Annotated in this window: 22 protein-coding genes; 9 read left to right on the forward strand and 13 right to left on the reverse strand. The window is 67.1% G+C overall.

Annotated elements, in window-relative coordinates; translation table 11 throughout:
• Positions 1-84 precede the first annotated feature (84 nt).
• Both NOV86_RS18495 and NOV86_RS18500 read left to right on the forward strand, forming a co-directional pair.
• Positions 85-2,871 (forward strand): lamin tail domain-containing protein, encoded by a 2,787-nt coding sequence (locus NOV86_RS18495; RefSeq protein WP_267643251.1) that lies wholly within the window; start codon positions 85-87, stop codon positions 2,869-2,871.
• A 110-nt stretch (positions 2,872-2,981) separates the two neighbouring features.
• Entirely contained in the window at positions 2,982-4,718 is a 1,737-nt protein-coding gene (locus NOV86_RS18500) for a glycoside hydrolase family 13 protein (RefSeq protein WP_267643252.1), read from the forward strand.
• 34 nt (positions 4,719-4,752) lie between these two features.
• Here the strand turns inward: NOV86_RS18500 and NOV86_RS18505 are convergent, their stop codons facing one another.
• Together NOV86_RS18505 and NOV86_RS18510 are read right to left on the reverse strand one after the other, a co-directional pair.
• Positions 4,753-5,067, reverse strand: a complete 315-nt coding sequence (locus NOV86_RS18505) for a hypothetical protein (protein WP_267643253.1) — start codon at positions 5,065-5,067, stop codon at positions 4,753-4,755.
• A 68-nt stretch (positions 5,068-5,135) separates the two neighbouring features.
• Positions 5,136-5,498, reverse strand: a complete 363-nt coding sequence (locus tag NOV86_RS18510) for a lamin tail domain-containing protein (protein WP_267643254.1) — start codon at positions 5,496-5,498, stop codon at positions 5,136-5,138.
• Positions 5,499-5,616: 118 nt separating this feature from the next.
• Between NOV86_RS18510 and NOV86_RS18515 the strand changes: the two genes are divergently transcribed.
• The 3 genes from NOV86_RS18515 (at position 5,617) to NOV86_RS18525 (ending at position 7,382) form a co-directional block, all read left to right on the forward strand.
• Positions 5,617-6,363 (forward strand): proteasome assembly chaperone family protein, encoded by a 747-nt coding sequence (locus NOV86_RS18515; protein WP_267643255.1) that lies wholly within the window; start codon positions 5,617-5,619, stop codon positions 6,361-6,363.
• Positions 6,364-6,432: 69 nt separating this feature from the next.
• Positions 6,433-6,861, forward strand: a complete 429-nt coding sequence (locus NOV86_RS18520) for a DUF7539 family protein (RefSeq protein WP_267643256.1) — start codon at positions 6,433-6,435, stop codon at positions 6,859-6,861.
• A 68-nt stretch (positions 6,862-6,929) separates the two neighbouring features.
• Positions 6,930-7,382, forward strand: coding sequence for an Hsp20/alpha crystallin family protein (locus NOV86_RS18525; RefSeq protein ID WP_267643257.1), 453 nt, complete (start codon positions 6,930-6,932; stop codon positions 7,380-7,382).
• A 36-nt stretch (positions 7,383-7,418) separates the two neighbouring features.
• Here the strand turns inward: NOV86_RS18525 and NOV86_RS18530 are convergent, their stop codons facing one another.
• Positions 7,419-7,919, reverse strand: coding sequence for a gamma carbonic anhydrase family protein (locus NOV86_RS18530; RefSeq protein WP_267643258.1), 501 nt, complete (start codon positions 7,917-7,919; stop codon positions 7,419-7,421).
• Positions 7,920-8,045: 126 nt separating this feature from the next.
• Between NOV86_RS18530 and NOV86_RS18535 the strand changes: the two genes are divergently transcribed.
• Together NOV86_RS18535 and NOV86_RS18540 are read left to right on the forward strand one after the other, a co-directional pair.
• On the forward strand, positions 8,046-11,807 hold the full coding sequence (locus tag NOV86_RS18535) for a glucodextranase DOMON-like domain-containing protein (protein WP_267643260.1): 3,762 nt from the start codon (positions 8,046-8,048) through the stop codon (positions 11,805-11,807).
• Between the two features lie 62 nt (positions 11,808-11,869).
• Positions 11,870-12,799, forward strand: coding sequence for a metallophosphoesterase (locus NOV86_RS18540; RefSeq protein WP_267643262.1), 930 nt, complete (start codon positions 11,870-11,872; stop codon positions 12,797-12,799).
• A gap of 33 nt (positions 12,800-12,832) precedes the next feature.
• Here NOV86_RS18540 and NOV86_RS18545 read toward each other — a convergent pair whose 3' ends face one another.
• Both NOV86_RS18545 and NOV86_RS18555 read right to left on the reverse strand, forming a co-directional pair.
• Positions 12,833-14,950, reverse strand: coding sequence for an alpha-amylase family glycosyl hydrolase (locus NOV86_RS18545; protein ID WP_303647884.1), 2,118 nt, complete (start codon positions 14,948-14,950; stop codon positions 12,833-12,835).
• A 281-nt stretch (positions 14,951-15,231) separates the two neighbouring features.
• Entirely contained in the window at positions 15,232-16,233 is a 1,002-nt protein-coding gene (locus NOV86_RS18555) for a Gfo/Idh/MocA family protein (RefSeq protein ID WP_267643264.1), read from the reverse strand.
• Between the two features lie 296 nt (positions 16,234-16,529).
• Between NOV86_RS18555 and NOV86_RS18560 the strand changes: the two genes are divergently transcribed.
• A complete protein-coding gene (locus tag NOV86_RS18560) occupies positions 16,530-17,396 on the forward strand; it encodes a DUF7351 domain-containing protein (protein WP_267643265.1) in 867 nt (288 codons plus the stop codon).
• A 35-nt stretch (positions 17,397-17,431) separates the two neighbouring features.
• On the opposite strand, the gene NOV86_RS18565 is transcribed toward NOV86_RS18560, so the two are convergent.
• Positions 17,432-17,701 (reverse strand): hypothetical protein, encoded by a 270-nt coding sequence (locus NOV86_RS18565; protein WP_267643266.1) that lies wholly within the window; start codon positions 17,699-17,701, stop codon positions 17,432-17,434.
• 1 nt (position 17,702) lies between these two features.
• Positions 17,703-18,965 carry an ABC transporter substrate-binding protein gene (locus NOV86_RS18570; RefSeq protein ID WP_267643267.1) on the reverse strand — a complete coding sequence of 421 codons (1,263 nt, stop codon included), beginning with the start codon at positions 18,963-18,965 and terminating at the stop codon, positions 17,703-17,705.
• Positions 18,966-19,290: 325 nt separating this feature from the next.
• Here NOV86_RS18570 and NOV86_RS18575 point away from each other — a divergent pair, with 325 nt between their 5' ends.
• Positions 19,291-19,617 (forward strand): NifU family protein, encoded by a 327-nt coding sequence (locus NOV86_RS18575; RefSeq protein ID WP_267643269.1) that lies wholly within the window; start codon positions 19,291-19,293, stop codon positions 19,615-19,617.
• A gap of 72 nt (positions 19,618-19,689) precedes the next feature.
• Here the strand turns inward: NOV86_RS18575 and NOV86_RS18580 are convergent, their stop codons facing one another.
• The 6 genes from NOV86_RS18580 to NOV86_RS18605 all read right to left on the reverse strand — a co-directional run bounded on the left by NOV86_RS18580 (position 19,690) and on the right by NOV86_RS18605 (position 26,267).
• On the reverse strand, positions 19,690-20,706 hold the full coding sequence (locus NOV86_RS18580) for a HEAT repeat domain-containing protein (RefSeq protein WP_267643270.1): 1,017 nt from the start codon (positions 20,704-20,706) through the stop codon (positions 19,690-19,692).
• A gap of 156 nt (positions 20,707-20,862) precedes the next feature.
• Positions 20,863-22,089 carry an ABC transporter substrate-binding protein gene (locus tag NOV86_RS18585; protein ID WP_267643271.1) on the reverse strand — a complete coding sequence of 409 codons (1,227 nt, stop codon included), beginning with the start codon at positions 22,087-22,089 and terminating at the stop codon, positions 20,863-20,865.
• Between the two features lie 118 nt (positions 22,090-22,207).
• Positions 22,208-22,996, reverse strand: coding sequence for a DUF7260 family protein (locus NOV86_RS18590; RefSeq protein ID WP_267643272.1), 789 nt, complete (start codon positions 22,994-22,996; stop codon positions 22,208-22,210).
• A 32-nt stretch (positions 22,997-23,028) separates the two neighbouring features.
• Positions 23,029-23,772, reverse strand: coding sequence for an FAD-dependent oxidoreductase (locus tag NOV86_RS18595; protein ID WP_267643273.1), 744 nt, complete (start codon positions 23,770-23,772; stop codon positions 23,029-23,031).
• A 3-nt stretch (positions 23,773-23,775) separates the two neighbouring features.
• Complete coding sequence (locus tag NOV86_RS18600; protein ID WP_267643275.1) at positions 23,776-25,050, reverse strand: ABC transporter substrate-binding protein; 1,275 nt, start codon at positions 25,048-25,050, stop codon at positions 23,776-23,778.
• Between the two features lie 2 nt (positions 25,051-25,052).
• Complete coding sequence (locus tag NOV86_RS18605; RefSeq protein ID WP_267643276.1) at positions 25,053-26,267, reverse strand: ABC transporter substrate-binding protein; 1,215 nt, start codon at positions 26,265-26,267, stop codon at positions 25,053-25,055.
• Positions 26,268-26,363 lie beyond the last annotated feature (96 nt).

Consider the following 26,363-nt stretch of genomic DNA (forward strand, 5'->3'; position numbering starts at 1 on the left):
CCAGATTGGCTTTTTCTCACACTTTCGTTGTGCTATTTAGAACTAATACAACCTTTTATTAAGCATGCGTCCGGCCAGCATCGTATGCGACGACGTGACTTCCTCACATCGCTCACTGTCGCGGCGGCGGGCACAGCACTCGGTACCTCGGCGACCTCTGCGGCGCGAGCTGCCACGGGCACCATCGACTCGCTGGAGTTCGACTCCACGGCGAGCCTCCTCGATTCCTCCGGGAACGTCCTGACCGACGACTCGCTCGTCGCGGTGAAGGCGGAGACCTCCGCGGTCAACGACGACGCCGACGGGAACGGCGACGCGGTCGCGTACCCCTACGACACGGACATCCCGCTCGTGGCGGTCGACGAGTCGAGCGCGGGCACGGTCGTCGGCTTCGGGGCGACGCTCGTCTCCGACGACGCCAACTTCCGGAGCGATAACGAGGAGTTCGTCCTCAACGTCTTCGACGCCTACCTCGGCGGTTCGGGCACTATCCTCTACGACGAGGGCCACGACGCCTACCACACGCTGACGGACTTCTCGAACATGGCGAACTACGCCGAGACCCAGCAGGACTACGCGGTCTCGGCCACCTCGGACATCTCCGCCGACCTCGCCGGGGCCGACGCGGTCTGGCTCACCGGGCCGTCCACGGCCTACACCAGCACGGAGAAGCAGGACCTCGCGGACTTCGTGGCGGGCGGCGGTGACGTCTTCATCTTCGACCGCGCGGACTACTCGAACTACGACGAGACCGCGAACCTGAACGACATCGCGAGCGCCCTCTCGCTCTCGTTCCGGTTCAACGACGACCAGGTCACCGACGACACGAACAACGGCGGCGTCTACTACAAGCCGACGACCACCCGGTTCGACACCACGTTCGACTTCTTCGCGGACCGACCTGGCATGGAGATCGACCCGAACGCGACCCACACGGTCGACGTGGTCGGCGTCAGCGACGGGGACACCGCGACTGTCCGGTTCGACTCCGGGCGCGAGGAGAACGTCCGCATCCTCGGGATGGACACGCCCGAGAAGGAGCAGTACCAGCAGTACGAGCGCACCCAGGAGTGGGAGGGCATCGAGTCGATGACCTACCTCGCGGACTGGGGTGCGAACGCGACGACGTGGGGCGAGAACGAACTCGGCGGGAAGACCATCGACCTCTCGTTCGACGACAACGAACCCGGCATCTTCGACCAGTACGACCGTCTGCTCGGGTACATCCACTACGACGCGACCGGCGATGGCACCCGCGACGACTTCTACAACCTGCGGACGGTCCAGAACGGGTACGCCCGGGTCTACGCTTCCGGCTTCTCGAACTACGAGACCTTCTACGACGCCGAGGTCACGGCCCAGCAGAACGGCACGAACCTCTGGTCCCAGAGCGACCCCTCGGCGACCGACCCCATCCGGAACCGCACCGTCGACGACCAGTTCTTCCCCGACGCGGCCTCGGTACGGACGAGCTCGGGCGCCATCAGCCAGTCCCGGGTCCCGGTCCTCGCGGAGTCCGAGGCCACCCAGACCGACAGCCCGAGCGTCTCCTACACCGACATCCCCCTCGTCGGCGTCGACGAGGCCGCCAACGTCGCGATGGTCGGCTCGCCGTTCATCGACGAGTCCTTCGAACAGGCCGAGGGCTACGCGGTCGACACCTCGACCTACGAGAACTTCACCTTCCTGACGAACCTGCTCGACTGGCTCTCGGACAGTAGTGGGAAGGTCGTCATCGACGGCGGCCACGGCCAGTTCAGCGCGGACTACGCCCTCTCCAGCGAGGACGTGGCGTACTACCAGCGCTACCTCGAAGGCGTCGGCATCGACTTCGACCAGGTGAACAACCTGACCTCGGACAACCTCTCGAACGCCCGTGCGCTCGTCGTCACCTCGCCTGCCGACTCCTTCACGACGAGCGAGACCGACGCTGTCTCGCAGTTCGTCGCCGACGGCGGCTCTGTCGTCCTCGTCGGCGCGGCCAGTGCGACGAGCACCGCCCGGTCGAACCTCAACACGCTCGCGGCCGACCTCGGCAGCGACCTGCGCCTGAACGACGGGCAGGTCGAGGACGCGACGAACAACGTCAATTCGGACGCGGCCGTCCCGGTCAGTACCCGATTCGACACCTCCTTCCCGCTGTTCTCCGCGTTCGACGGGAGCAACACCGGCGGGTCGGGCACCCTCGAACTCGTCAAGGTCCACGCCGACGCCGAGGGCACCGAGTCCGAGAACCTCAACGACGAGTACGTCGTCTTCGAGAACACCGGCTCCGGGTCGATGGAGCTGACGAACTACGTGGTCGAGGACGCCGCCGGCAAGAGCTACACCGTCCCCGAGTTCAGCCTCGACGCTGGCGCACGCGTCACGCTCCACACCGGGAGTGGCACCGACTCCGCGACCGACCTCTACTGGAACCGCAGCTCCGCGGTCTGGAACAACTCCGGCGACACCGTCATCGTCACCGACGACTCGGGTACCGAGGTCATCAACCGCACCTACAGCGGCGACGGCTTCGACGAGACCGACGACGGCAGCACCAGTGACAGCATCGTCGTCAAGAACGTCCACGAGGACGCCGAGGGGACCGACTCGGAGAACCTCAACGACGAGTACGTCGTCTTCGAGAACACCGGCAGTTCGGCGGTCGACATGACCGACTACGTCTGCGAGGACGAGGCGGCCCACGACTACGTCTTCCCGTCGTTCACCCTCGACGCGGGCGCGACCGTCACGCTGCACACCGGGAGTGGGACGGACACCAGTACCGACCTCTACTGGGGGTCAGGCTCCAGCATCTGGAACAACGCCGGGGACACGGTCTACCTGTTCGACGCGAGCGGGAACACGGTGCTGACCCACTCGTACTGACCGGTTCCCGGTTGCCGTCACCCGTTCTTCGGGCCCGACCTGCACGGTCTTTCGTGCCACACTGGCCGGTTCCAAGGATATTTACAACTCCTGTAAGTAATCTCCATGCAATGACCCCGCTCGAACGCGACCCCGAATGGTGGAAAGAAGCCGTCGTCTACCAGGTCTATCCCCGCAGTTTCAACGACACCGACGGCGATGGCGTCGGCGACCTCCAGGGCGTCATCGAGAAGCTCGACTACCTCGACGAGCTGGGCGTCGACGTCGTCTGGCTCAACCCCGTCTACGAGTCGCCGAACGCGGACAACGGCTACGACATCGCCGACTACCGGTCCATCATGGACCAGTTCGGCTCGATGGCGGACTGGGAGACACTGCTCGACGGCCTCCACGAGCGCGGCATCGCGCTCATCATGGACCTCGTGGTCAACCACACGTCCGACGAGCACGAGTGGTTCGTCGAATCGCGCGACCCCGACAGCGAGTACCGCGACTGGTACTGGTGGCGGGAGGGCGTCGACGCCGACGAGGTCGACTGGGACGCCGCCGAGGGCCCCGAGGGCGAGGCACCCCCGAACGACTGGGGCTCGTTCTTCGGCGGCCCGGCGTGGGCCTACGACGAGGACACCGAGGAGTGGTACCTCCACCTCTTCGACCGCAAGCAGCCCGACCTGAACTGGGAGAACCCCGACGTCCGGGAGGAGATCTTCGACATGATGCAGTGGTGGCTGGACAAGGGAATCGACGGGTTCCGGATGGACGTCATCAACCTCATCTCGAAGGTCGAGGAGGACGCCCCCGAGGATGCCATCCCGGAACACTACTTCAACGGCCCGCGCATCCACGAGTACCTCCAGGACATGAACGAGGAGGTGCTGGAAGGCGAGAACCTCCTGACCGTCGGCGAGATGATCGGCGACGAGATGCCGATGGAGACCGCCCGCCAGTACGTCGGCGAGGACGGCGACGGTCTCAGCATGATATTCCACTTCGAGCACATGCTGCTCGACCGCGGCCACCACATCTGGGAGCGCGAGGAGCTCGACCTCACGGAGTTCAAGGCCGTCTTCGACCGCTGGCAGGACGGCCTGGCCGACGACGGCTGGAACAGCCTCTACCTGAACAACCACGACCAGCCCCGGCAGGTCTCCCGGTTCGGCAACGACGACGAGTACCGCCGCGAGTCCGCGAAACTGCTGGGGACGTTCCTGCACACGCTGCAGGGCACGCCCTACATCTACCAGGGCGAGGAACTCGGAATGACGAACTACCCCTTCGAGTCCCTCGAGGACTACCAGGACGTGGACACGGTGAACCCGGTCCGGAACGCGCTCGACGACGGCACCATCGACTCCTTCGAGGACGTGGCCGACGACGTGCGCCAGAACTCCCGCGACAACGCCCGGACCCCGATGCAGTGGTCCGACGACGAGCACGCCGGCTTCACCGACGGCGAGCCCTGGATGCCGGTGAACCCGAACTACGAGCACGTCAACGCCGAGGCCGAGCGCGCCGACCCCGACTCGGTGTTCCACTACTACCGCGACCTCATCGCCCTGCGCGACGAGCACGACGTGCTGGTCTCCGGCGAGTACGACCAGCTCACGCCCGACCACGAGGAACTGTGGGCGTACACACGGACCAGCGAGGACGGTCGCCTGCTCGTGGCGCTGAACTTCGCCGATACTGCGACCAGCGCGGGAATGGCCGGGCTGGTCGACCTCGACGACGCGGAGCCGACGCTCCTCATCGGGAACTACGGCCAGCGCGAGGAGTCGGTCGACGCGTCCGACCTCGCCACGGTCGACCTGCGACCGTGGGAGGCGCGCGTCTACCGGCTCGACTAGCGGTGACTGGCGCTGACCCCGCCGCAGTCTCGGTTCAGAGGTACTCGATGCGATGCAGCACGTACCGATAGGTGCGACCCGCGTCCTTGACCACGAGGACGTGGCCCTCCGGGCGTCGTTCGAGCAGGTGGAAGCGCTCGCCGTCCTGGCCCGGGTTCAGCGACGCCGGCGCGCCGGCGATGTCGAAGCACAGCCGCGCCTGCTCCCCCTTCACGTCGTCGACCGCCCTGGCCTCGACCACGAGCGTCGCGCCGCTGTCCTCGATTCCGACGTCCCCCGTCAGTTCCCACGTGTGGCCGTTGTAGCGCAGTTGCCGCCCCTTGACGTCCTCCCAACGTGTCTGGAACATACCGAGTGGACTAGGGGTGGGAGTCGTTTCGCAGTTTCGGCAGGTCGCTGAGGACTCCGGACGCGACGCTATTTGTTGTAGGTCTCCCGGATCCGGAGGGTCCCGGTGTCGTCCCGGACGAACACCGAATCCTCCAGGTTGTTCCACACCGGTTTCTCGGAGCCCCAGTAGTGGTCCGTCTCCGTGTCGGCCCCACTGCCGGTGTGGAGCGTGAGGTGGAATCCTGGCTCGAGGACGGTCCCCTCGGGGAACTCGTATCGCTCGCCGGCGTCGTTCTCGACGGTCCAGCCCGAGATGTCGAGCGGATCGTCGCCGGTGTTCTCGAACCGGACGTACTCCTCGTCGAGGTGTTTCACGTCCCGACCGACCGGGTCGTTGCGGATCTCGTCTACCGCCAGCGGGCTGTGGTGGACCTTCTCTGGGTGGCTCATGGTAATCCGGTTCTAGTACGACGGCAGGTGCCATAGCGTGGCGGAGACCCCAGCACCCTGTGGGTTCTGACGGCTCCGGCGACGATTCGCTATTCGTACTCGGCTGCCTATGCTTCACATGGAAGGACACCAACAGCCCATCGACCCGGGGTCGTTCAGCATCGAGCACGAGGCGCCCCCGTCTCCGACGCTCATCTGTGGGTTCTCGGCGTTCGGACTCGCGGGGCTCGTCGCCGCCGACTTCCTCGTGAAACAGCTCGCCCTCGAAGAGACCGGTCACATCGTCACGGACGCGCTGGCACCGTTCACGCCCTTCGAAGACGGAGTGCCGCGACACCACTCACGTCTGTTCTCCACGCCCGAATCCGCCGTCAGCGTCCTCGTCAACGACCTGTTCGTGCCACCGTGGGCGACTGACCCCTTCGCGACGGCCATCCTCGAATGGGGAGACGAGAACGCGGTCGAGGAGGTGACGGTCCTCGTCGGCGCACCCTTCGCCCACACCGAGGACCAGCACGTCGTCTCCTACATCGCGACCGAGGACTACCGCGAACACCGGCTCGCCGGCAGCGACCTCCCGCCGATGCGGACCGGCTACCTCGAGGGCATCAACGCGAGCCTGGTGAGCCGCGGTATCGACTCGACGCTCCGCGTGGGTCTGCTGGTGACGCCGGTCCACGCCCAGCCGCCGGACGTCGATGCCGCCATCAGGCTGGTCGAGGTGGTCTCCGACCTCTACGGGTTCGACGTTGACGCGGGGCCCCTCGATTCCTTCGCCACCGCGGTCGAGCAGCACTACCAGGACCTCGGCCGAAAGGTGGCCGAGGAGCCGGGGTCCGCACCAGAGGACCGGATGTACATGTAGCCCGGACGTCGCCGCCGGTGCATCGCGGGAAGAGATACCCTCATCCGCGCCAGCAGCCTCTGTACACCTATGGAACTCGTACTCTCCGACAGGTCGCTGCTCCGTCGGGCCCGGGACCAGCTCGACGGCTGGGTCAGGAACGGGCGCGACCGCGCCTTCGACGACCTCTTCGCCGGGCCGAACCCGACGGTGCCCGGCGCCCGGCTGGCCCTTCTCGACCGTATCGACGCCGCACTTCCCGAGCAGACCGGCGTCGGCCTCTGGGGAACCGACGAGTACGGCATCATCACCGGCTACGAGGTCGGCGACGTCCCCTTCCGGGTCGTCTGCACGCGCCGGCCCGAGATCCCCGCGAGTGGGTACCGCGGCCGGGACAGCATCGACGAGGCGACCCGGAACGACCTCAACGACGTGCTGTACGAGTACTGCGAACGCGTCGCCTCGCACGCACAGGCCGACCTCGAACGGTTCCTCCTGTCCCTCGACCGCGAGCACTGAGTCCTGCCTTGGTATCTCAGGGGACGGCTCGAACCGCGTGCCACCCTACTCCACCTGAGGTTCCGACCATGAGTACACGAAGCAACCCGTTCGAGGAGCTCCAGCGGCTCCTCGACCAGATGGGACGACAGTTCGCCGAGTTCGACGACGCCCGGGGCAGCCAGGGAGGGTCGCTGCAGGCGTGGGGGCAGGACGCGGCCGCGCCGATGCCACTGGACATCGAGGACGTCGACGACAAGCTCGTCGTCACCGCGGAGCTGCCGGGGTTCGACCGCGACGAGATCGCGGTCAGCATCGACGATGGAACCCTCACCATCGAGGCCGAACACGAGAGTACCGCAGAGGAGCGCGAGGGGACGTTCCTGCACCGCGAGCGCACCCAGCGCACACTGAAGCGGTCGGTAAGCCTGCCGGCGGCCGTCGACGCTGCCGACGTGGCGGCGACCTACCGGAACGGGGTGTTGACCGTCACGCTCCAGAAGAGCGGGCAGTCGGAAGGGACCGAAATCGACATCGAGTGAGGGGCGTACCGAACGAATCCTCTCGGCCAGCCCGACTCACTCGAACTGCTCGGCCTCCCCGTACTCCTGTCCCAGCTCGACGTAGTGCTCGTGCGTCCGCGAAATCTCGTCGAGCTGTGCGTCGCTGAGGGGCTTCGTCTCGGCCGGCGTGCCGTAGGCGAGGTGGCCCTCGGGGATGGTCTGGTCCTGCAGGACGACTGTGTTCGCCGCCACGATGCAGTTCGATTCGACGGTCGCGCCCCGGAGGACCGCGCTGTGCATCCCGACGAGCGAGTGGTCCTCGACGGTAGCGAAGTCGACCACGGCGTTGTGTCCCACCGTCACCTCGTCGCCCAGGGTCGCGCCGTGGAGCATCGTGAACTCCTGGACGTTGGTCTCCTGGCCGATGTCGACCGGGGCGCCGTCGGCCCGGCAGCAGACGAAGGGCCAGATGCTCGCACGCTCGTCGACCGCCACGTCGCCGATGAGGTAGGCCATCTCGGAGACGAACGCGGAGTCGGCCACCATCGGGCTGGCATCGCGGAGTGGTCTCTGCATGTCATCCGATGCGTCGGTGGGCGCTATAAGCGTGCTCCCCACCCGAGCATAGAATCTTGAAGTACTAATTCACAAAACATTTTTACACCCGCGGTGTGGTGGTCTGAGCAAACGTGGGACGTGACAATGACTGACAACGACGAGGCAGGACGACGGTACGGTGGGCTGTCGCGCCGACAGTTGCTCCAGTACGGCGGCGTGGCCGGCCTCGGGATGCTCGCCGGGTGCGGGGGGAACGCGGCCGACCCGACCGACACGGCGACCGACCCGGCGACGACGGCGCAACCCGGGACCGGGACCGAGGACGAACCCCAGCAGACGGGCCCGCCGGGCGGCGCCTACGACCCCGGCCCGCCCCGGTTCATGCAGGTCGGCGAGTTGCTGATGGACCCCATCTTCTCCGACGCTGACCACGGCCTCGACCGGGACAACCTCGCGCCCACCATCCAGAACCCGGAGCGCGACCCCGAGAACTACGACCCCGACGCGTTCACGTGGTCGCTCGCGTCGAAACCCGACGACAGCGAGGTCAACCTCGCCTTCGCCCCGACGCCTTACAGCGAGGGCCACGAGCAGTACGACTCGGGTCAGCACAACACGGCCGAGTTCGAGCCCGACGTACCAGGCACCTACGTCGTCGAACTGGCAGCCCCCGACGGGACCTACCAGCAGACAATCCGCGTCTTCGAGGAGCAGCCGAGCAACGCGGGCGGGGCACCGACGCTTGAACTCTCCGGCTCGTACGACGCCGACGCGGGCGAGTTCGTCGTGGACTCGAACGCCGCACTCGCCGCGGACAGCAACGCGAACCGCGGCGACCTGTCCGTCGAGTTCCTGCCCACAGACCAGTCCAGCCTCGCCCCAGCAGACATCGAGGTCGACGACCAGTTCCGGGCACACGTCCCGGCCGAGGCACTGGACGGCCCGACCCGGGTCTACGCGGCCGCCTTCGACGGGGAGAGCCACAGTCTCACCGACGAGGTACTGCTCGACCCCGGGGCGGAATCCGTCTCGCTGCCGAACCGCCCACCCGACTGGCTGGACGACGCGGTCATCTACGAGATATTCACGCGCTCGTTCGCCGGGAGCGAGGGCGCGACCGACTTCGCGTTCCTGGAAGCGAAGGCGGGCTACCTCGCCGACCTCGGCATCGACGTGGTCTGGCTGACGCCCATCGTCCCGGCCTGGAGCGCGACCATCGACGCGGAGACCGACACCCACGCGCCCGGCGGTCCCCACGGCTACAGCACAGGTGACTACTTCGACGTGGCCGACGACCTCGGGACGCTGGCGGAGTACCGGGCCTTCGTCGACGCGCTGCACGAGCACGACATCAAGGTCTGCTTCGACCTCGTCATCAACCACTGCGGCTGGACCCACCCGTTCTTCCAGGACACCATCGCGGAGACCGGCCCGGACCCGGCGAACTCCTGGGAGTTCCCGCAGATCACCACCTGGAACGAGGACTCGACGTACTTCGACTGGTTCGACCGCATGGAGGGGCTGAGCTACGACGCCGCACCCGCCCAGACGAGCTTCTTCGGCGTGCGGCTCCAGCCGAACCTCAACTTCGGCAACGTCGCGCTGCGCGAACACATCCTCGCCGCCGCGGACTTCTGGTCCGACATCGTCGACGGGTTCCGGTGTGACGTGGCCTGGGGTGTGCCCCACGGCTTCTGGAAGGAGGTCAGAGACCTCGTGAAGGCGAAGGACACCGAGTTCTTCATGCTGGACGAGACGGTCCCGAACGACCCCTCCTTCGCCGAGTCCGAGTTCGACGTGCACTTCGACACGGTCGACTTCATGAAGACGGCCCACGACGTGGCCCGCGGCGAGGCCAGGCCCGACGCCCTCGTCGAGGCCGTCCAGCACCGTCGAAGCGAGGGCTTCCCGGGCTACACCCGGCTCATCAACTCCATCGAGAACCACGACGAGCCGCGCTGTTACTACGAGGCGAAGGAGAACGGGAGCCGCGAGGACCCGGCGAAGGTCCAGCGCGCTGCCGCGGCGGCGAGTTTCACGCTTCCCGGCGTCCCCTTCATCTACTACGGACAGGAGCGCCTCGTCAGCGAGTACGGGACCCGCCGCGAGAGCGTCTGGGCGGACAACGCCAGCCTCGACGACGACATCGAGACCGACCCCTACAAGCGGGCATTCATGAACTGGGAGGAGGACGGCGCCACCGTTCCCCAGGACCACCTCCAGTTCTACAAGAGTCTCGTGTCGTTCTACCACGACTCGGACGTACTGGGGCCCGAGGCCGACCTTCGCCGGGCCTGGCACACGACCGACGCCGAGGACGACGTGCTCGCGTTCGGGCTCGATGCTGAAGCGGGCAAACGCGTCGTGCTGGTCAACTTCGGGGCCGACACGGGCGAGGTCACCCTGCGCGACGTGGTCGCGACCACTGACGCGTTCTCCGGCGACGACCTGCAGGTCGACAGTGGCGACGGGACGGTCACGGTCGGCGTGGACACCCTCGCCGTGTTCGAGACGCCCTCGCTGGCCGGCGTCGGGGAGCGACTCGTCGGACTCGACGACGAGTCCGGCGACGACCACGGTCCGGGAACCTACACCTACCCGACGGGTGTTCCGGAGGGTGCCTTCGACCTGACCGGCGTGACGGCCTTCGAGACCAGCCAGAGCTACCAGTTCAAGTTCGACTTCGCGGGCCCGGTCGAGAATCCACGGGACCGCGAACACGGCTTCTCCGACCAGCACCTCCAGTGCTACCTCTCCAACGGGAAGGGACTCTGGGGGCTGGAGAAGGCCCGCGCCGGCGTCGGCGTCACCTTCCCCGACCTGTACCAGTACCGCGTCGTGGTCGACGGCGAGCACGGCGTCAGGGTGGAGAACGGCCTCGAGAAACGCACTGCAACCGGCGAGGTGGCCGTGCTCCCCGGTGGGAGCATCCTCGCGCAGTTCCCGAAACGCGCCATCGCCGACCCCCTCTCGTCCATGAAGATTGCGCCACTGGTCCTCGGGTACGACCCGGAGGCCGAGGGCAACGTGATGCAGGTGGCTGCGGACGCCGGAGAACGCACCTTCGGCGGCGACGGGAGCGCGAACTCGCCCAACGTCGTCGACCTCGTGACGCCACAGGGCGTCTCGAACGCCGACGCGCTGGCCTCCAGCGATTCGGCGCTCGCGGAGGTGCCCTACACCCCGATGACCTCCTCGTTCGAGTCGCTGGCCAGCTGGACGGACCCCACCGGCGACGACCACGGCCCGGGGAGGTACACCTACCCGACCGCGAGCGACTTCTACGACGGCGCCTTCGACCTCGCGGGTTTCAGCGTCGATGAGAGCCGAGACCGCGTCAGGGTCCTGTTCGAGATGGCCGAACCCGTCGAGAACACGTGGAACCTCGAGCACGGCTTCTCCCACCAGTTCTTCCAGGTGTACCTCCGCGACATCGACGCTGGCGACGACCAGCCCGCGAGCACGCAGGCCCGCCACAACGTCGTCGCGGACTTCACGGCGCCCTACCAGTACCGGGTCGTCGCGAACGGGGAGTCGACCGTCACGGTCGAGGCACCGGGCGACGACACGTTCGGCGAGACGGTGAGTACGGACACCGCGGCCGGCCTCGCCGACGAGAAGACGGTCTTCCTCGAGTTCCCGAAGCGCGCCGTCGGCGGCTCCGTCGCTGGCATGGCCATCGCACCGCTGGTCTGTCCCTACGACGGTTACGGCGAGGGCGGCCTCCGTGACATCGCGGCCTCGGCGGGCGAGTGGACCTTCGGCGGCGGCAGCGACGCCAACGTCGAGCCGAAGGTCATCGACATGCTCCCATCCGAGGGGACGAGCCAGTCGGAGGCGCTCGCGTACAGTGACAGCCAGCGAGCGACGATTCCGTACCTCACCATCGAGGCCGACGGCGAGTAGGCCCGGGCGGCGACCGGCGGGCGAACATTTTTCTCGCTGACACTATTTCGCTCTGGATACGCATGCGCCTCCGCTCCGACGACGACCATCCCCCGGCAGTCCTGCCCGACGCCACGGTCGACCTCGACCGCTGGAGCCCGCTCGACGACAGCATCCCGGACCACTGGCGGACGCCCATCGTCAGCATCAGCGACATCCACGGTTACCTGCACGAGGCGCGCAGCGCCCTGACCGCGGTGGGCGAGTCGGACCGGTTCGACCCGGTCGTCACCCAGGAGGAGGACGGGACGCTCCACTGGGCGGACAACGACTACGTCCTCGTGTTCAACGGGGACATGGTCGACCGCGGCGACCACAACGAGGAGACGCTGGAACTCGTGTTGCGCCTGCTGGACGAGGCGCCCCGGGGTCGCGTCCGGTTCCACCTCGGCAACCACGAGATGGCCGTCATGCTCCCGGCGGTGCTCTACTGGCCGAGTACCTACAGCGGCCGCCTCACCGACGGGTCCCGGGAGCGCTTCCTGGACTGGGTGGAGACTGGGCTGGTCGGTGCGGCCTTCGAGGGGCACGAGTACACCTACAGCCACGCCGGGTCCCGCGATTCGGTCGACGCGAGGGCGGCAAACCGGGAGGTCCAGAACGCCGCGAGGGACCTCCGCGAGGCCATCGACGCGGGCGAGTACATCGAGGTGCAAGAGGAGATTCCGGAGCGCTACCCCACCGTCTTCGGCCTCGAAGGCTCGATGGGGCGCGGGCCCGACGCCGGCCTCCTCTGGATGGACTTCGCCCACATGCCGGTGGACTCCTCGAAGCAGGTCGTCGGGCACTCCAAGCACTCGACGCCGACCCGGAACGGGAACGCGGTCTGCGAGAACGTCATCAGGCAGAACAGGAAGAAGGGGGGCGGCGAAGGCGTGCTCGTCGAGACGCCGGATGCGCTGTTCTCGGTCACGCGTCGGCGCGACGGGGGCGTGTCGGTCAGCAGGCCCTGAGCCGAACCGAGCGACCGGGTACCGGTCGCCTTCTCAGTCGACTCGCAGCACCAGCACGTCGTCGACGGTCACCTCGACCCCGTCGCTGACGGGGGTCGTGTCGACATCCTCGCCGGTGACGAGGTCGGTGTCGTCGACCGACTCGCCCATCGTCACGCTCGCGGCTCCCTCGCCGAAGTGAAGCGCGACGAGCACCCGGTCCTCGCCGTCGTCGCGGGCGAACGCGACCGCGTCCTCGGAGTCGGCGACGAAGTCGACGCGCTCGACCCTTCCCTCGCGGAGGACGGCGTGCTCGTCGCGGGCCCGGCTGAGTCGACGGTGGAAGTTCGTCAGCCGGGTGTCGCCGTCGTGCCAGGCCATCGGGCCGCGGTACTCGGTCATGCCGCGCTCCTGCCCGGCGTAGATCATCGGGGCGCCGGGGAGGGTGAACGTCGTCGCCGCGGCGGCCCGGAGTTCGGCCTCGCCGCACTCGTCGATGTAGCGGTCCTCGTCGTGGTTCTCGACGTAGCGCATGTGGACCGAGGTGTCCGGGAAGCCCGCGTGCTCGATGTCGTCGAGAGCGTCGAGGATGGCCGTCGCCGGCGCGTCGCCGGTGCCGATGTCGCGCAGGGCGTAGTAGAGGCTGGTGTCGTAGTGCGCGTCGAACTCCTGGTCGTGGTAGTCCGGGTCGTGCGGGATGGTCTCGTCGAGCCAGCCGAAGTCGGGGTGGTCCGCCGCGACGCGTTCGCGCGTCTCCTTCCAGAAGCCGTGGGGGACGCCCCAGGCCACGTCACACCGGAACCCGTCGACGACCTCGGCCCATTCGTCGACCACGTCGAGCAGGTGCGACCGGACCGCGAGGGACTCGAAGTTGAAGTTCGGGATGCGCTGCCAGTTGAAGTAGCGCTTCGCGCGCTTGTCGGACTCGCCGGGGCCGCGCGAGCGCGGACTCGGCTCCTCGTTCGGCGTGAAGGCGTCGGCGCGTTCCTCCCAGACGTACCAGTCGCGGTACTCGGGCACGTCGGCAGCGCTCATCTGGAAGAAGGGGTGCTCGCGGTCGGAGTGGTTGATGACGAGGTCGAACATGACCGTCATCCCGCGGTCGTGGGCCGCGTCGACGAAGGCCTCGAACTCCTCGCGGGTGCCGAGGTCGTCGGCCAGCTCGAAGAAGTTCGTGATGTGGTAGCCGTGCTTCGTCGGGCTCTGGAGAACCGGCGTGAGCCAGATGCAGTCGACGCCGAGGGACTCGATGTAGGGGAGCCGGCGTTCGAGCTCCTCGAAGGTGGTCGGCGGGCGCTCTCCGGCGAACGACCGGACGAATATCTCGTAGATGGTCGCATCGGCGAGCCATTCCGGGGGGTCGTTCGGGTGGTCGACCGCGACCGCACTGTCGTCGTCGGCTTCGGCGGCCTCGTCGGCCGGCTCGATGTCGACCACGTCGGGCACGCTGTGGCGCTCGCCGACCGCGACGGCGTGGATCCGGGCGCGGTCACCGAGTGCGTCCCGGGGGACCCTCGCGGACTGGCCGACCGAATCGAGCGCGTCCGCGTCGAGGCCGTCCCGGTCGTCGACGTAGAACTCGACGGTCAGGTCGCTGTCGGCGAAACTGCTGCCGGGGGCAGCGGTGGCGTCGGCGTCGACGACGACCTCCTCGTCCTCGACGGTGGCCTCGAGCCGGAGTTTCGGCCGGCCCGGTCCGGGGACCTGGACGTTGCCACCCGGGACCCAGAACGAGCCGGGCGCGGTGAACCCGAACCGGTGGACCCCGGGCGAGAGGCGCTTCTCGATGCCGACCATGCCGTCCTCGACCGTCGGCTGGTCCTCGCCGAGGACGTGCTCGTTGAAGATGCCGATGACAGAGACGTCGTCGAGGTCGTCGGCGTCACGCGGGAACTCGTCGAGTGGGTACTCGAGTCGTGTCGACTTGCGGTCGTCCGGGAAGGCACGGACCGTGAGGTCGTGGCTGCCGTCGGGGGCGTCGAGCGAGACGCGGTACGTGCCGGGGGCGTCCGGCTCGAAGTCGAGGACCGGCCCGGCATCGAGGGTGGCTGTGCTCTCGTCGGGTCGGTCCTGCAGCGACCACGCGTACTCGGCGTCCGGGTCGGGGTCTCGCGGCGCGAGCTCGACCGGCTCGCCGACCGTCGTGAATCGGGGGGGTCCGGGGTGGTGCATCGTGTAGGCAGCCACGCGGGAGAGGGTGTTAACTCTCCGCAGAAGGAAGTTTCAGTGTTCCGGCCCGCCTGCCCGTTCGCGCTCGGCCACCGGAAATCCAACGGAGCAATCGGCTCCCGGTGCGAGTCGCTGGTTCTCCCGCGGTCGTCGACTCACTCAGCCGCGCACTCGGTGGTCGACACCCGTCCGGTTGCGGCCACGGTTGTGAAGAAATCTTCTGGAAGGCCGTATCCGCCCGGTGTCCGGGGGTCGTGACGCGGCCGACCGCATGCAATCCTGGCTCAGACCAGTCCGCCGAGGTCTATCTCGACCGTCTCACCGGTCTTCGCGGACTCGTAGGCGGCCTCCGTGAGCGCGGTCACCGCGAGCGCGTCGCGGGGGGTCGCCGGCGGTTCCTCGTCGTGGACGATGGCGTCGACGAACGCCTCGGCGCGGTTGCGGTCCTCGATGCCCTCCTCGGACGGGTACACCTCGGTCCCGTCTGGGTCGACGAACGAGACCTCGCGGTCGTCCCAGTCGGTCCCGTCGACGCGGACGCCACCGCCCTCGCCCCAGACCCGGATGTGTTCGCTGACCCGGGGCGCGTCACCCGAGACGGAGAGGCTGGCCACGCCGCCGTTCTCGAACTCGACGTTCAGGACGGCCTGGACGTCCACGCGCTCGGCCTCGTCCACGAAGACCATGCTGGCGCTGACCGACTGGGGAGTCAATCCGGTCGTCCACAGCACCGCGTCCACGAGGTGGCTCCCGGTGTCGTAGAGCTGGCCGCCGCCGCTGAGGGCGGGGTCCTGGCGCCACGTCTCGGCAGTGTCGGTGAGCCAGTTCTGGGTGATCTCGGCGGTGATGAACGTCGGTTCGATGGCTTCGAGGCGCTCCTTCGCGAGCAGGAACGCCGGACTGAGATGGCGCTGGTAGCCGACCATCAACAGCGTGTCGCTCGCGTCTGCGCGCTCGACAAGGTCGCGAGCCTGTTCGAGGTCGGTCGTGAGTGGCTTCTCGCACATCACGTGCAGCCCTTCGTCCATCGCCGCGGTTATCATCTCGTAGTGGAGGGTATGCGGTGTGGAGATGACGACGCCGTCGAGGGGCGCGTCGGCCAGCATCAGTTCGTAGTCGACGTATCGGTTCGCGTCGGGCACGCCGAGTTCCTCGCCGGCCCTCGTCCGGTTCTCGTCGCTCACGTCCGCGATCGACACGATGTCGGCGTCGTCGACCGCTTTCAGCTGACGACCGAAGTACGAGCCGAAGCCGCCGGTTCCGATGATACCGAGCGAGACAGTCATAGTTCGTCCCGACCTATCGCGGGGCCAGCAATAAACCTCGGCAGAAGGTTCCTTCTGTCGGCGGGGAGCGAGTGGCGCGACCGAGTCGGAGGTCCGGAACAGGCGTCTTATGCGTCTCTCGGTCAGAACCGTGATCTCACGGCCGATACGCGGCTGCTCGACTCGTCCGTACTGCTACGGGAGTCACCCATCACGAGGCAGTCCGGATGAAGAAATCTTCAGGTGTCGCTGGACCCGGTGCTCGCTCGCCCCCGTCGGAAGGACAGGTTCAGTAGCCTGCTCGCACAACGCCGGGTATGGACGAGCGCACGGGAGACGTGAACCGGGAAGATGCTGCCGCTGCCCTCGGCGCACTCGCCGACGAGGCACGCATCGACATCCTCCTCGCGCTCTGGCAGTCCGACCCGCTCGGGTTCGCGACCCTCCAGGAGGCGGCCGGCTTCGCGGACAGCGGCCGGTTCAACTACCACCTCGACAAGCTCGTCGACCAGTTCGTCGCGAAGACCGACGACGCCTACCACCTCACGCCCTCCGGCGCGAAGGCCGTCGACCTCGTCCTCGACGAGCGCTTCGGCCCCGCACCCGCGCCCATCGACCAGCCCGCCGGGGCCGACTGTCCCCGGTGCGATACCGAACTGCGGGCACGATACGAAGATGGCGACCTCGAACTGGCGTGTCCCGCCTGCGAGACCCTGGTCCATTACGGCTACTTCCCACCTCGCGGCCGGGCGACCCGGGACCCGGACGCGTTCCTCGACGCCTACTCCCAGCGCCTCTGGCGTGACTTCACCCTCGCCCACCGCGGCGTCTGCCCGCACTGCAGCGGCCGGATGGACACCCGGGTCGAGGCGGACCTCGACTGGTACCTCGACTACGCCGCGAAGAGCACCTGCCACGATTGCGGGGCCACGGTCGGGTCCACCATCGGGCTCCGACTCCTGGCCGACCCCTCGGTCGTCGCCTTCCTCGGTGACCACGGTATCCACGCCGACGAACGGCGCTTCTGGACCTTCGACTTCTGCCTCGACGACGACGGGGTGCGGGTCCGGTCGACCGACCCACCCCGGTACCTCGTCCCCGTCGCGGCCGGTGACGAGACGCTCGAGGTCACGGTCGACGCGTCGGCGGCGGTCGTCGAGACGGCACGGCGGACCCCACGGTAGAATTCGAGAGAAGCAGGGGTGGGTTGACGCCCCGGTTATCGCCTGACGCGCATCGGGTCGTCGGCAGAGATGAACGGTTCGGCAGCCTCGCTCGTGGCGAGTGCGAGGCCATTCTCGTCGGTCCGAGTCGCGACCCAGTCCGGCAGCGGCGGGATGTCGTAGTCCTCGGGCGCCCGGAACCTGGCCGCGATGGTCCACGACCGGGCTCTCATTCCGGCCCCGTCGGCCGCATCCTTCCCGGGGGCGGTCTCGGCTTCGCTCGGGTGTCGACTCTCGCCCTGGCTGTTCGGTTCGGCGTCGCTCATCTCAGAGGTCGCCGGTGACGATGTCTGCGACGCGCTGGTGGTCGAACAGCTGCTCGTCTTCGGGAAGGGCCGGATAGGACTGCCCCTCCTCGAACCGCGGCCACTCGCCGAACTGGTCGGGGTAGAGCTGCTTCGCGGTCATCTCCAGCTGCAGGAGGTTCTGGAGCGGGCCCTGGAAGGACTGGCCAGAGGCGTAGAAGCGGTCGTTCTTGACCGCGCTCAACTCCTGCCCGATTGGGTCCTCGGAGACCGCCTTCGTGATCTTCGTCCAGTCGTAGAACGGCGTCACCGCGAAGTTGTGCAGGATGACGTCCGGGTCGACCTCCAGCATCCCCTCGTAGTCGTACGCCGCGTCGTAGTTCTCGTCGTAGGTGCGGTCGCTGTCCGCGAAGGCGTCGCGGGCACCCATCGGCCGGGTGTGCGCCTTCCCGAACCCGGGACCGCTTATCTTGTAGGGGTAGAACTTCCCCTCCCAGAACGCCACGAGCCCGACCGTCGGTCGCTCGTTCTTCGGCGGCAGGTTCGCCCGGATGTGCCCGTAGAGCGTCTCGTACTCGGCTTTGAGCGCCTCGAACCGCTCTCGCTCCTGGAACACGTCTGCGACCCGTTCGGTGATCTCCCAGATGGTGTAGTACCGGTATCCGTCTCGCCATCCCTCGGGCGGTTGCGTGTGTTCGCGGCTGTACCGGTTGGCGAACCACGGGCCGATCTGGTTCCGGATCTCCTCGGTGTCCGTCTTCGACCAGTTGTCGAAATTCGAGAGCCACGCCGGGTCCATCAGGTGGACGTCGCTGTCGAGTTCGTAGAGAATCTCCTTGTCGAACGAACTGTTGCTGAAGAGCTTCGTCAGACCACCCGTATCGATGCTGACCCCGTCGAAGGCGTCGAGGAAGTAGCCGAGGCCCTTCCCGTAGGACTCCGGGAACCCGAGCGAGTTCAGGCTGTCGGCGTGGCCGAGCGCCACGAGCATGTCCGCGTACTGCGGACTGTACGCCATCACGTTCGTCGGGACCTCGTCGAACGTCACCTCGCCGACCGGGGAGATGGACGCGGTGTAGCTGGTGTCCTCGGTCGTGGTCGCCTCGGTCTCGGGGGCGGTCGTCTCGGTCGCCGTTCCGGCGCCGGCCCGTGTCTGGTCGGTGGTCGCGGTCGAGTCGCTGTCGCCTGTACAGCCTGCGAGCAGGCTCCCGCCGACGACGGCACCACCGTACCGGAGGTAGTCCCGTCGCGTGGGTCGGTCTACGTCGTTCGTCTCGTCGGACATAGGATTTAGGCTCGCCTAAAGATTGATAGTACTTTCGACTTTTAGGCCGGCCTAAATATCGGCGGGGTGCTATCGTTCGTATCACGTCGATACACAACTTCCGGGAAACCGACCGAAACAGAGTGGATTCGTCGTGCACGTTCGAAGACATTGTCAGTGTCCAGTGACTGAGGGGTCGAGTTTTAGGCGGTGCGAAAAATGAATGTCTGATAGAACTAGTCCCGCCAGCTGACAGAATTCTGGCCCTCTGGCGCTTCTAGATACAATTTTTAGGCACCCCAAATCCCACAGATTTATGATACTAGTGGGCCAAGCACCACTTGCAATGAGCGCAGAAGGACTCGAACGGCAGACGCGGAACTACCTGAGCAACAACGTCCCCCAGATCCAGCAACACGGCGGCTCCTTCGAGATCCGCGACGTGGACGAGGCGTCCGGTCGCGCGACCGTCGCCATCGGCGGTGCCTGCTCCGGCTGTGGCATCGCGCCGATGACGATGAAGGCCATCGAGCGCCGGCTCCCCGAGAGCGTGGAGGGGCTCGAGGAGGTCGAGGTCGTCCGCTCGGGCGGCCCCCGCGCCGCGGTGATGCCCTCGAAGACCGACGAGATGGAGGACATGGACGAGTACGAGGACTACAGCCCGCCGTTCTGAGCGGCGAGTGGTGAACAAGACGTCGGCCGTCGGACGCGGTTCCGGTTCTATTCTCTCTCGACCCAGTCCGGGTCAGTGCGGCGCCCCACACCGCGGACAGAACGGGACGTCGTCGTCGGGAAGGGTGAGCCCGCATCCCGGACACTCGTCAGCGTCGGCGGGCGTCCTCACCGCTTCGACCGCGTCGGCCGTCGTCTCGCGGACCGATTCGAGCGTCCCGGGCGAAGCGTTCCCGCCTGCGTCGTTCGAGTTCTCCAGGTCACCGGTGGCGAAGCGCGCCCGGTCTGCGACGAACCCGTCCTCGTCGTCGGTGAGGCCTGGGACCCCGTCGGGGAGCGCCGACTCGACCGCATCGCTCCGTGCGAGGAGGCCGAGCGCCTCCGCGGCTCGTCCCCTGACCTGTGGGTTCTCGTCGTCGAGCCGGTCGGCGAGCGCGTCCTGCACGTCCGCCAGTGCCGCCGGCGAGGCACAGCCGACGACGACCAGGCCGGTCGTCAGGTGGTACCGGACGAGGTCGCTCTCGTCGTCGAGGTGTTCGACCAGTCGCGAGACGAGATGGCGGAGTCGCGCCGGGTCACCCAGTGCGACGTGTTCGAGCGACTTCGCCAGTTTCTCTCTGACCTCCGTCTCCTCCTCGAACGCGAGGCCGACGCGCAGGTCGGCGAGTAGCTCCGGGGAGGCGACCTCGTCGGGGAACTCGACGGCGACGTAGCCCAGCGCCTCGGCAGCGCGTGCTCGCACGTAGTAGAACTCGTCCTCGTCGCTCAGTCGGTCACCCAGGTCGGACACGAGCGGGAGGACGTCGCCAGGCACCGACTCGGCGACCGAGACGAACAGTTTCGCGGTCGTCAATCGGACCGCCCGGTCCTCGTCGGTCAGGAAGGGAGCGAGTGCGGGGAGGACCGACGAGACCTGCGACGGCTGGTCCTGCGCGAGCGAGTCGAGCCGCCGCAGGGCGTCCTTGCGCGTCTTCGGTTCGTCGGCCTCGATGCGCGCGAGACAGTCGACGGCCGCCGCGTGGTCCCCTGCCTCGAGGTGTGCGACGAGGTCGTCGGCTGTCGTCGGTTGTCGTGTGTCCTCGTCACCCATTGGATTGTCCCTACTGCCCGCGTCTGGTGCCACCCGATAATAGTATTCGGTATCGGCGTGCTAGCGCGGGCCAGTCGACGCTGGTCCTGCGGTCGCGAGAACGAGAGAACGAGGGGCCGAGCTGCTGACGGGTGGACGGGAGTGGGACTGGTTCGCTCAGTCGTCCCCGGTGACGATGTCGGAGAGCTTCTGGCGGTCGAACAGCTCCCCGGAGTAGGTGTCCGAGAAGTACAGCGTGGCGTACCGTTCCGTCAGGAACAGGTTGTGGAGCGGGCCGGCGTAGATGGGGCCGCCGCGGAACACCATGTCGTTCTGGACCGCGGTGAGTTCGGACGCGACGCTGTGTTCCTTCATGAAGGACAGCACGGTGTCGACGAACTCCTGCCGGCTCTTGCCCTCGTGCCCGCGCACGAGGATGGAGTCGGGGTCGACCTCCAGCATCGTCTCGTAGTCGATCTGGCCGCGGTCGGTCGTCGAGAGCCCCTCGATGCCGGTGCCGGCGAGCGCGTCGGTGATGCCGAGGTCGTGGAACTGCTTCTTGTTCGTGCCCTGGTCGCTCACGCGGTAGGGATAGAACTTCTCGGGTTCGTCGCCGGCGGCGAAGGTCAACAGTGCGTTCGGCCGGTTGTCGGCGGACGGGAGGTCGGCCTGCACCGACGCGATGAACTCGTCGTGGAACTCCTTGAGCGCCGCGAACTTCTCCTCCTCCTGGTGGACCTGTGCGACCTTCTCGAACGCCTCGTACAGCGAGTAGTAGCGGTAGTCGTGCCAGCCGTCGGTGCGCCGGAAGATGGTGTTCCCGATGAAGGGGGCGACGTTCTTCTCGAGTTCCTCGACGTCGGCCTCCTTCAGGCCGAAGAAGGAGTTGTTGACCAGCCACTTCGGGTCGATGAGGTGGAGGTCGCCGTCCAGCTCGTAGAAGATCTCCTTGTCGATGCCGCTGTCACCGTTGAGCTTGGTGATGGCGTCCGTGTCGACGCTCACGCCGTCGAGTTCGTCGTAGTGGCTGGTGTGGAACCGCGACGGGAGCCCCATCGAGAGGATGGAGTCGCCGTGGCCGAGAGCGACCGACATGTCGCCGTAGTCGGGGAAGTAGTGGGTGACCGACTCGGGCGGCGAGTCGAAGGTCACCTCGCCGACGGGCGCCATCTCCACGGTGTAGGACTTCGAGCCGGTCTCGGTCTCCTTCCCGTCGCCGCCTTCGGTCGCGGTCGCGGTATCGGTCGCGTCGCCCGCGGTGTCGGTCCCGCTGGTCGTCTCGGTCGAGTCGGACCCGGACCCGCCGAGGCAGCCGGCGAGCAGACCCCCGCCGACGACAGCACTTCCGTACTTGAGATACGCTCGTCGTGTGGTCGACGTCGAACTCTCTTCAGCGTCGCGCATATCGTTTAGGCAAACCTAAAGGTAAAAACCACTTTCGATTTTTAGGAACGCCTAAACCGATGTGCGGTGACACCGTCGCACACGGGGAGAGATGTTTCGGAATACCGGCAGTCGGGTGTCAGACCTGCCGGACCATGTGTCGCCGAACAGCTCGCTGGCATTCGGCACAGGTGTCGTCGAGGCTGGCGACCGTGGCGAGTACCGGATGGTCGACCGGGAAGTCCTGGTAGATGTAGGTGAGGAGCGGACGGTGGCTCACGCCGGCCTCCGGCCCGTTGGTCGTTCTGCCATCGAGGAACGACTGGCGCTGCTCGGCGAGGCGCTGGCACCGGTCGCGGCGTTTCGCGAGCTGGTCGTGCCGCTGCTGCAGCCCCTCGAACCCGAGGGCCGTGAGGGGCGTCTCGTCGGCCGTGGCTATCCACCCGGCTATCGATTCGACGGTGTCACAGGCGGCGTCGACCCGGTCACGCTCGCGGTCGAGTGCGCGGCGCATCGCCTCGGTCTCGGCTCGTCTGGACCTCGCCTCGGAGAGGACCGCCTGTTTGAGCGTCGGGGAGAACGTCGTGTCCGTGGCAGGGGCGAGCGCGGTGGCGATGGCCTCGGACAGCTCGACACCGATGGTCTCGTGGAGCGACTCCGCCGCCTCGACGTCGTCCAGACTGTGGGGGCGAATCGTCTCGGCGAAGGCACGGCGGACGACCTGACACCCGTCCTCCGTCGCGTTCCCCGCCTGTGGGACGCTTCCGACGCCAGCCGTGGCACTCACCGGTCCGGGAGAGGCAGGGGTTGCCGGGCAGTCCTCGACACGAGCGATGAACCGGTCGATGGCGTCGAGCTTCGCCTCGACGGCCTCCTGCTCGCTCCGGACCCTGTCGAGTGCGTCGTGGGTGTACGGTCTGGGTGGCATGTGACTGGTCGAACGCTGCAGTGGTCGTCCCGTCAGTCCTCTTCGAGACTGGGGTGCGTGACCTGTTCGGCGGGGTGTGGCTCGGCGAACCGCTCGCGCATCCGCGCCAGAGACTGCTGTTCACGCCGCTGTCGTTCCTCGGTATCGATCTCCTCACAGCCCGGCGGGAGGTCGCGCCCGCGGTCGGTGAAGTACCCCTCTGGCGTGACCCAGTCGTGGTAGAACGGCTGGTCGTCGTCCTCGAGGATGGCGACCCCGACCTCGGCCCCGTGGCCGGCACAGACGGCGACCTGGTGCGGTTTCTCGGCGAGCCGACCGGCGGCGTACAGCCCGTCGACACCGGTCCGCCCGCGTTCGTCCGTGTCGACGAACGCCTTCCCGCGGTCGATGAGGCCGACGCCGTCGAGGTCGGCGAGGTAGCTGGTCTCGTTCTTCGTCGCGGCGACGACGTGCCGGGTGTGGTACCGGTCGTCTCCGTCGGTCTCGACGACGAACCCGTCGCCATCGTCGGCTCGCTGGACCCGCGTCACGACCGCCTCGTGACGCGTCGCCCCTGCCTCGTCGGCCTGTTCGCCGAGGAGGTCGAGGAACTGGCGGCCGTTGACGCCCGCGGGGAAGCCCGGGACGTTCTCCAGGTGGGCGTTGCGCCGGAGGATCGACGCACCGGCGTCGAGCACGAGCGTGTCGAACCCGTGGCGGGCCGTGAAGACGGCAGCCGAGAGGCCGGCCACGCCGCCGCCGACCACGACAACGTCCTGTGGTGTCTGGGTCGACATGGCTCAGACCTCCCCGTTGACGATGTCCGCGACGCGGTCGCGGTCGAACAGCTGTTCCTCCGCTGGAATCTCCGGGTACGGCTCGCCGTCGACGTAGCCCGGCCACTCCCCGAACTGGTCGGGATAGAGCTGCTTCGCGGTCATCTCGGTCTGGAACAGGGTGAGTATCGGCCCCTGTCGACGGGCGCCCTGGGCGTAGACGTTGCCCTCCTTCACGGCGGTGACCTCGCTGGCGATCTCGTCCTCCTCGAGCTTCGTCCGGATCTCGCCGAGGTCGTGGTACGCCGTCATCGGACCGAGTACGAGCAGCACGTCCGGGTCCGCCTCCAGGAGGAGTTCGTAGTCGAGCTGGATGTTCCGACCGTCCTCGCCGTACCCCTCGCCGACCGCCTCGCCCAGCGCGTCGGTGACGCCCATCGGCCGGGTGTGGGCGGCGTAGTAGCCCGGATGGTTCATCTTGTATCCCCACGCCTTCTCGTCGGACGTGGAGAACAGCACCAGCGCCGCGCTCGGGCGCTCGCTCTCCGGCGGGCGCTTCGCCTCGATGGTCTGGAGCATCGAGTCGTGGATGGCCGAGAGCGCCCCGTAGCGCTCTCGTTCACGGAAGACCCGCGCGACGTTGCCGAAGATCTCCCAGAGCGTGTAGTACTCGTACTGGTCGCCCCAGCCGGCGGGCGGTTCCTTGTGTGTGCCACTGAAGGTGTTCCCGAACCACGGACCGACGTTCTCCCGGATTTCCGTGATATCGCCGTCGTCCCAGCCCTCGGCGGTCGCGACCTTCGCCGGGTCGGCGATGTGGACGTCGCTGTCGAGGTCGTACAGTTTCTCCTTCGGCGGCGGCCACGAGGAGTACAGGCCCTCCCAGTCGACCGAGACCCCGTCGAGGTGGGTGAGGAACTTCCGGTACAGCGACTCGTGGTACCCGGGGGCGTGCATCGCGTTGATGGCGTCGCTGTGGCCCAGCGCAAGCAACATGTCCGCGTGATGGCCGAGTATCGTGAACACGTCCTGGGGGACGGACTCGAACTCGACCTCCCCCATCGGGGCCATCGAGACCGAGTAGGACCCGTCGTCGGCTGTTGTCGTGTCCACGTCGGTGTCTGTTCCAGCCGAGGTCCCATCTGTCGCCGTCCCTGTCCCTGTCGTGGTCGACTCGGTTTCGGAGCCGGACTGACCTGCACAGCCGGCGAGCAGGCCACCACCGACCACTGCGCTGCCGTACTTGATGTAGTCACGTCGCGTCGGTGCGTCCGTCGTGTTGGTGTCGTCGTCGCTCATGCTCAGAAGTCTCCGTTGATGATGTCCGCAACGCGGTCGCGGTCGAACAGTTCGCCCGAGAACCTGTCGGGGTAGAGGTCCTTCGCGGTGCGCTCGACCAGGAAGAGGTTGTGGATGGGGCCCTGGTAGGTCGGGCCGCCCCGGAAGACCCGGTCGTTCTGGACGGCGCTGAGGTTGCTGCCGATGTCGTGGTTCCGCAGGTACTCGACGACCGTGTCCTGGAACTCCTCGGCGGTCTTGGTCTCGTGGCCCTTGACGAGCAGGTACTCGGGGTCGACCTCGAGCAGCGTCTCGTAGTCGATCTTCGTCCGGTTCGTCGAGCTGATCCCCTCGACGTCCGTGCCCACGAACGCGTCCGTCACGTGCAGGTCACGCAGGTGCTTGATGCTCGTCCCGCCGGTATCGAGCCGGTACGGGGAGAACTTCTCGGGTTCGTCCCCGGCGGCGTAGACGAGGCCGATGGATGCGCCCTCGCCCTCGGCGGGGAGCTTCTCGGCCACGCGACCGCGGACGTACTCGTCGTGGAACGACCTGAAGGCCTGGTAGCGTTCCTGCTCCTGGAACAGTTCGGCGACCTTCTCGAAGGCCTCGTACATCGTGTAGTAGCGGTAGTCGTCGTGCCACTGGTCGGTCTGGCGGAAGATGAGGTTCCCGAGGAACGGGGCGACGTTCTCGGTGAGCTCGTCGATGTCGGACTGTTCCCACCCCTTGAAGTTGTTCATCAGCCAGTTGGGGTCGATGACGTGGACGTCGGCCCCCATCGAGTAGAACAGCTCCTTGTCGATGCCGCCCTGGTAGAGCTGCTGGAGGCTCTCCTTGTCGACGGAGACACCGTCCAGTTCGTCGTACCAGTGGGTGTGGAGGCGGGGCTTGTAGCCGACGCTCAACAGGCCGTCGGACTTCCCGAGCGCGATGCCCATGTCGGCGTAGCCCTGGCAGTAGGTCGCCCACGTCTCCGGGACGGACTCGAACTCGACGGTCCCGACCGGTTCCATCGAGACCGAGTATGACCCGTCGTCGCTCGTCTCCGTCTCTGTCTCGGTGTTCTCCGCCGTCGCTGTCTCGGTTCTGGTCGCCGTTTCCGACTCCGGCGTCTCGGTCGACCCCGTGTCGTTACTACTACAGCCAGCCAGGAGCCCAGCAGTGACGACTGCACTCCCGTACTTCAGGCACTTCCGTCGGGTCGGTGCATCCGACTTCGGTTGCTCGTCGGCCATATGGTTTTGGCGAGCCTAAACTAATAAAACAGTTGCGGATTTTAGGCGAGCCAAAAGCAGTCGCAGTCTGTCGATTACTCCACTGTTATCTCCATG

The sequence above is a fragment of the Haloarchaeobius amylolyticus genome (assembly GCF_026616195.1).
In the GTDB taxonomy this organism is placed as follows: domain Archaea; phylum Halobacteriota; class Halobacteria; order Halobacteriales; family Natrialbaceae; genus Haloarchaeobius; species Haloarchaeobius amylolyticus.

Excerpts from the sequence above, each read along its gene's own strand:
- NOV86_RS18590 (WP_267643272.1), bottom strand. The coding sequence starts at position 22,996 with ATGCCACCCAGACCGTACACCCACGACGCACTCGACAGGGTCCGGAGC.
- NOV86_RS18500 (WP_267643252.1), top strand. The coding sequence starts at position 2,982 with ATGACCCCGCTCGAACGCGACCCCGAATGGTGGAAAGAAGCCGTCGTC.
- NOV86_RS18530 (WP_267643258.1), bottom strand. The coding sequence starts at position 7,919 with ATGCAGAGACCACTCCGCGATGCCAGCCCGATGGTGGCCGACTCCGCG.
- NOV86_RS18505 (WP_267643253.1), bottom strand. The coding sequence starts at position 5,067 with ATGTTCCAGACACGTTGGGAGGACGTCAAGGGGCGGCAACTGCGCTAC.
- NOV86_RS18560 (WP_267643265.1), top strand. The coding sequence starts at position 16,530 with ATGGACGAGCGCACGGGAGACGTGAACCGGGAAGATGCTGCCGCTGCC.
- NOV86_RS18580 (WP_267643270.1), bottom strand. The coding sequence starts at position 20,706 with ATGGGTGACGAGGACACACGACAACCGACGACAGCCGACGACCTCGTC.
- NOV86_RS18585 (WP_267643271.1), bottom strand. The coding sequence starts at position 22,089 with ATGCGCGACGCTGAAGAGAGTTCGACGTCGACCACACGACGAGCGTAT.
- NOV86_RS18545 (WP_303647884.1), bottom strand. The coding sequence starts at position 14,950 with ATGCACCACCCCGGACCCCCCCGATTCACGACGGTCGGCGAGCCGGTC.
- NOV86_RS18570 (WP_267643267.1), bottom strand. The coding sequence starts at position 18,965 with ATGTCCGACGAGACGAACGACGTAGACCGACCCACGCGACGGGACTAC.
- NOV86_RS18510 (WP_267643254.1), bottom strand. The coding sequence starts at position 5,498 with ATGAGCCACCCAGAGAAGGTCCACCACAGCCCGCTGGCGGTAGACGAG.
- NOV86_RS18575 (WP_267643269.1), top strand. The coding sequence starts at position 19,291 with ATGAGCGCAGAAGGACTCGAACGGCAGACGCGGAACTACCTGAGCAAC.
- NOV86_RS18540 (WP_267643262.1), top strand. The coding sequence starts at position 11,870 with ATGCGCCTCCGCTCCGACGACGACCATCCCCCGGCAGTCCTGCCCGAC.
- NOV86_RS18565 (WP_267643266.1), bottom strand. The coding sequence starts at position 17,701 with ATGAGCGACGCCGAACCGAACAGCCAGGGCGAGAGTCGACACCCGAGC.
- NOV86_RS18495 (WP_267643251.1), top strand. The coding sequence starts at position 85 with ATGCGACGACGTGACTTCCTCACATCGCTCACTGTCGCGGCGGCGGGC.
- NOV86_RS18525 (WP_267643257.1), top strand. The coding sequence starts at position 6,930 with ATGAGTACACGAAGCAACCCGTTCGAGGAGCTCCAGCGGCTCCTCGAC.
- NOV86_RS18535 (WP_267643260.1), top strand. The coding sequence starts at position 8,046 with ATGACTGACAACGACGAGGCAGGACGACGGTACGGTGGGCTGTCGCGC.
- NOV86_RS18595 (WP_267643273.1), bottom strand. The coding sequence starts at position 23,772 with ATGTCGACCCAGACACCACAGGACGTTGTCGTGGTCGGCGGCGGCGTG.
- NOV86_RS18520 (WP_267643256.1), top strand. The coding sequence starts at position 6,433 with ATGGAACTCGTACTCTCCGACAGGTCGCTGCTCCGTCGGGCCCGGGAC.
- NOV86_RS18555 (WP_267643264.1), bottom strand. The coding sequence starts at position 16,233 with ATGACTGTCTCGCTCGGTATCATCGGAACCGGCGGCTTCGGCTCGTAC.
- NOV86_RS18600 (WP_267643275.1), bottom strand. The coding sequence starts at position 25,050 with ATGAGCGACGACGACACCAACACGACGGACGCACCGACGCGACGTGAC.
- NOV86_RS18515 (WP_267643255.1), top strand. The coding sequence starts at position 5,617 with ATGGAAGGACACCAACAGCCCATCGACCCGGGGTCGTTCAGCATCGAG.
- NOV86_RS18605 (WP_267643276.1), bottom strand. The coding sequence starts at position 26,267 with ATGGCCGACGAGCAACCGAAGTCGGATGCACCGACCCGACGGAAGTGC.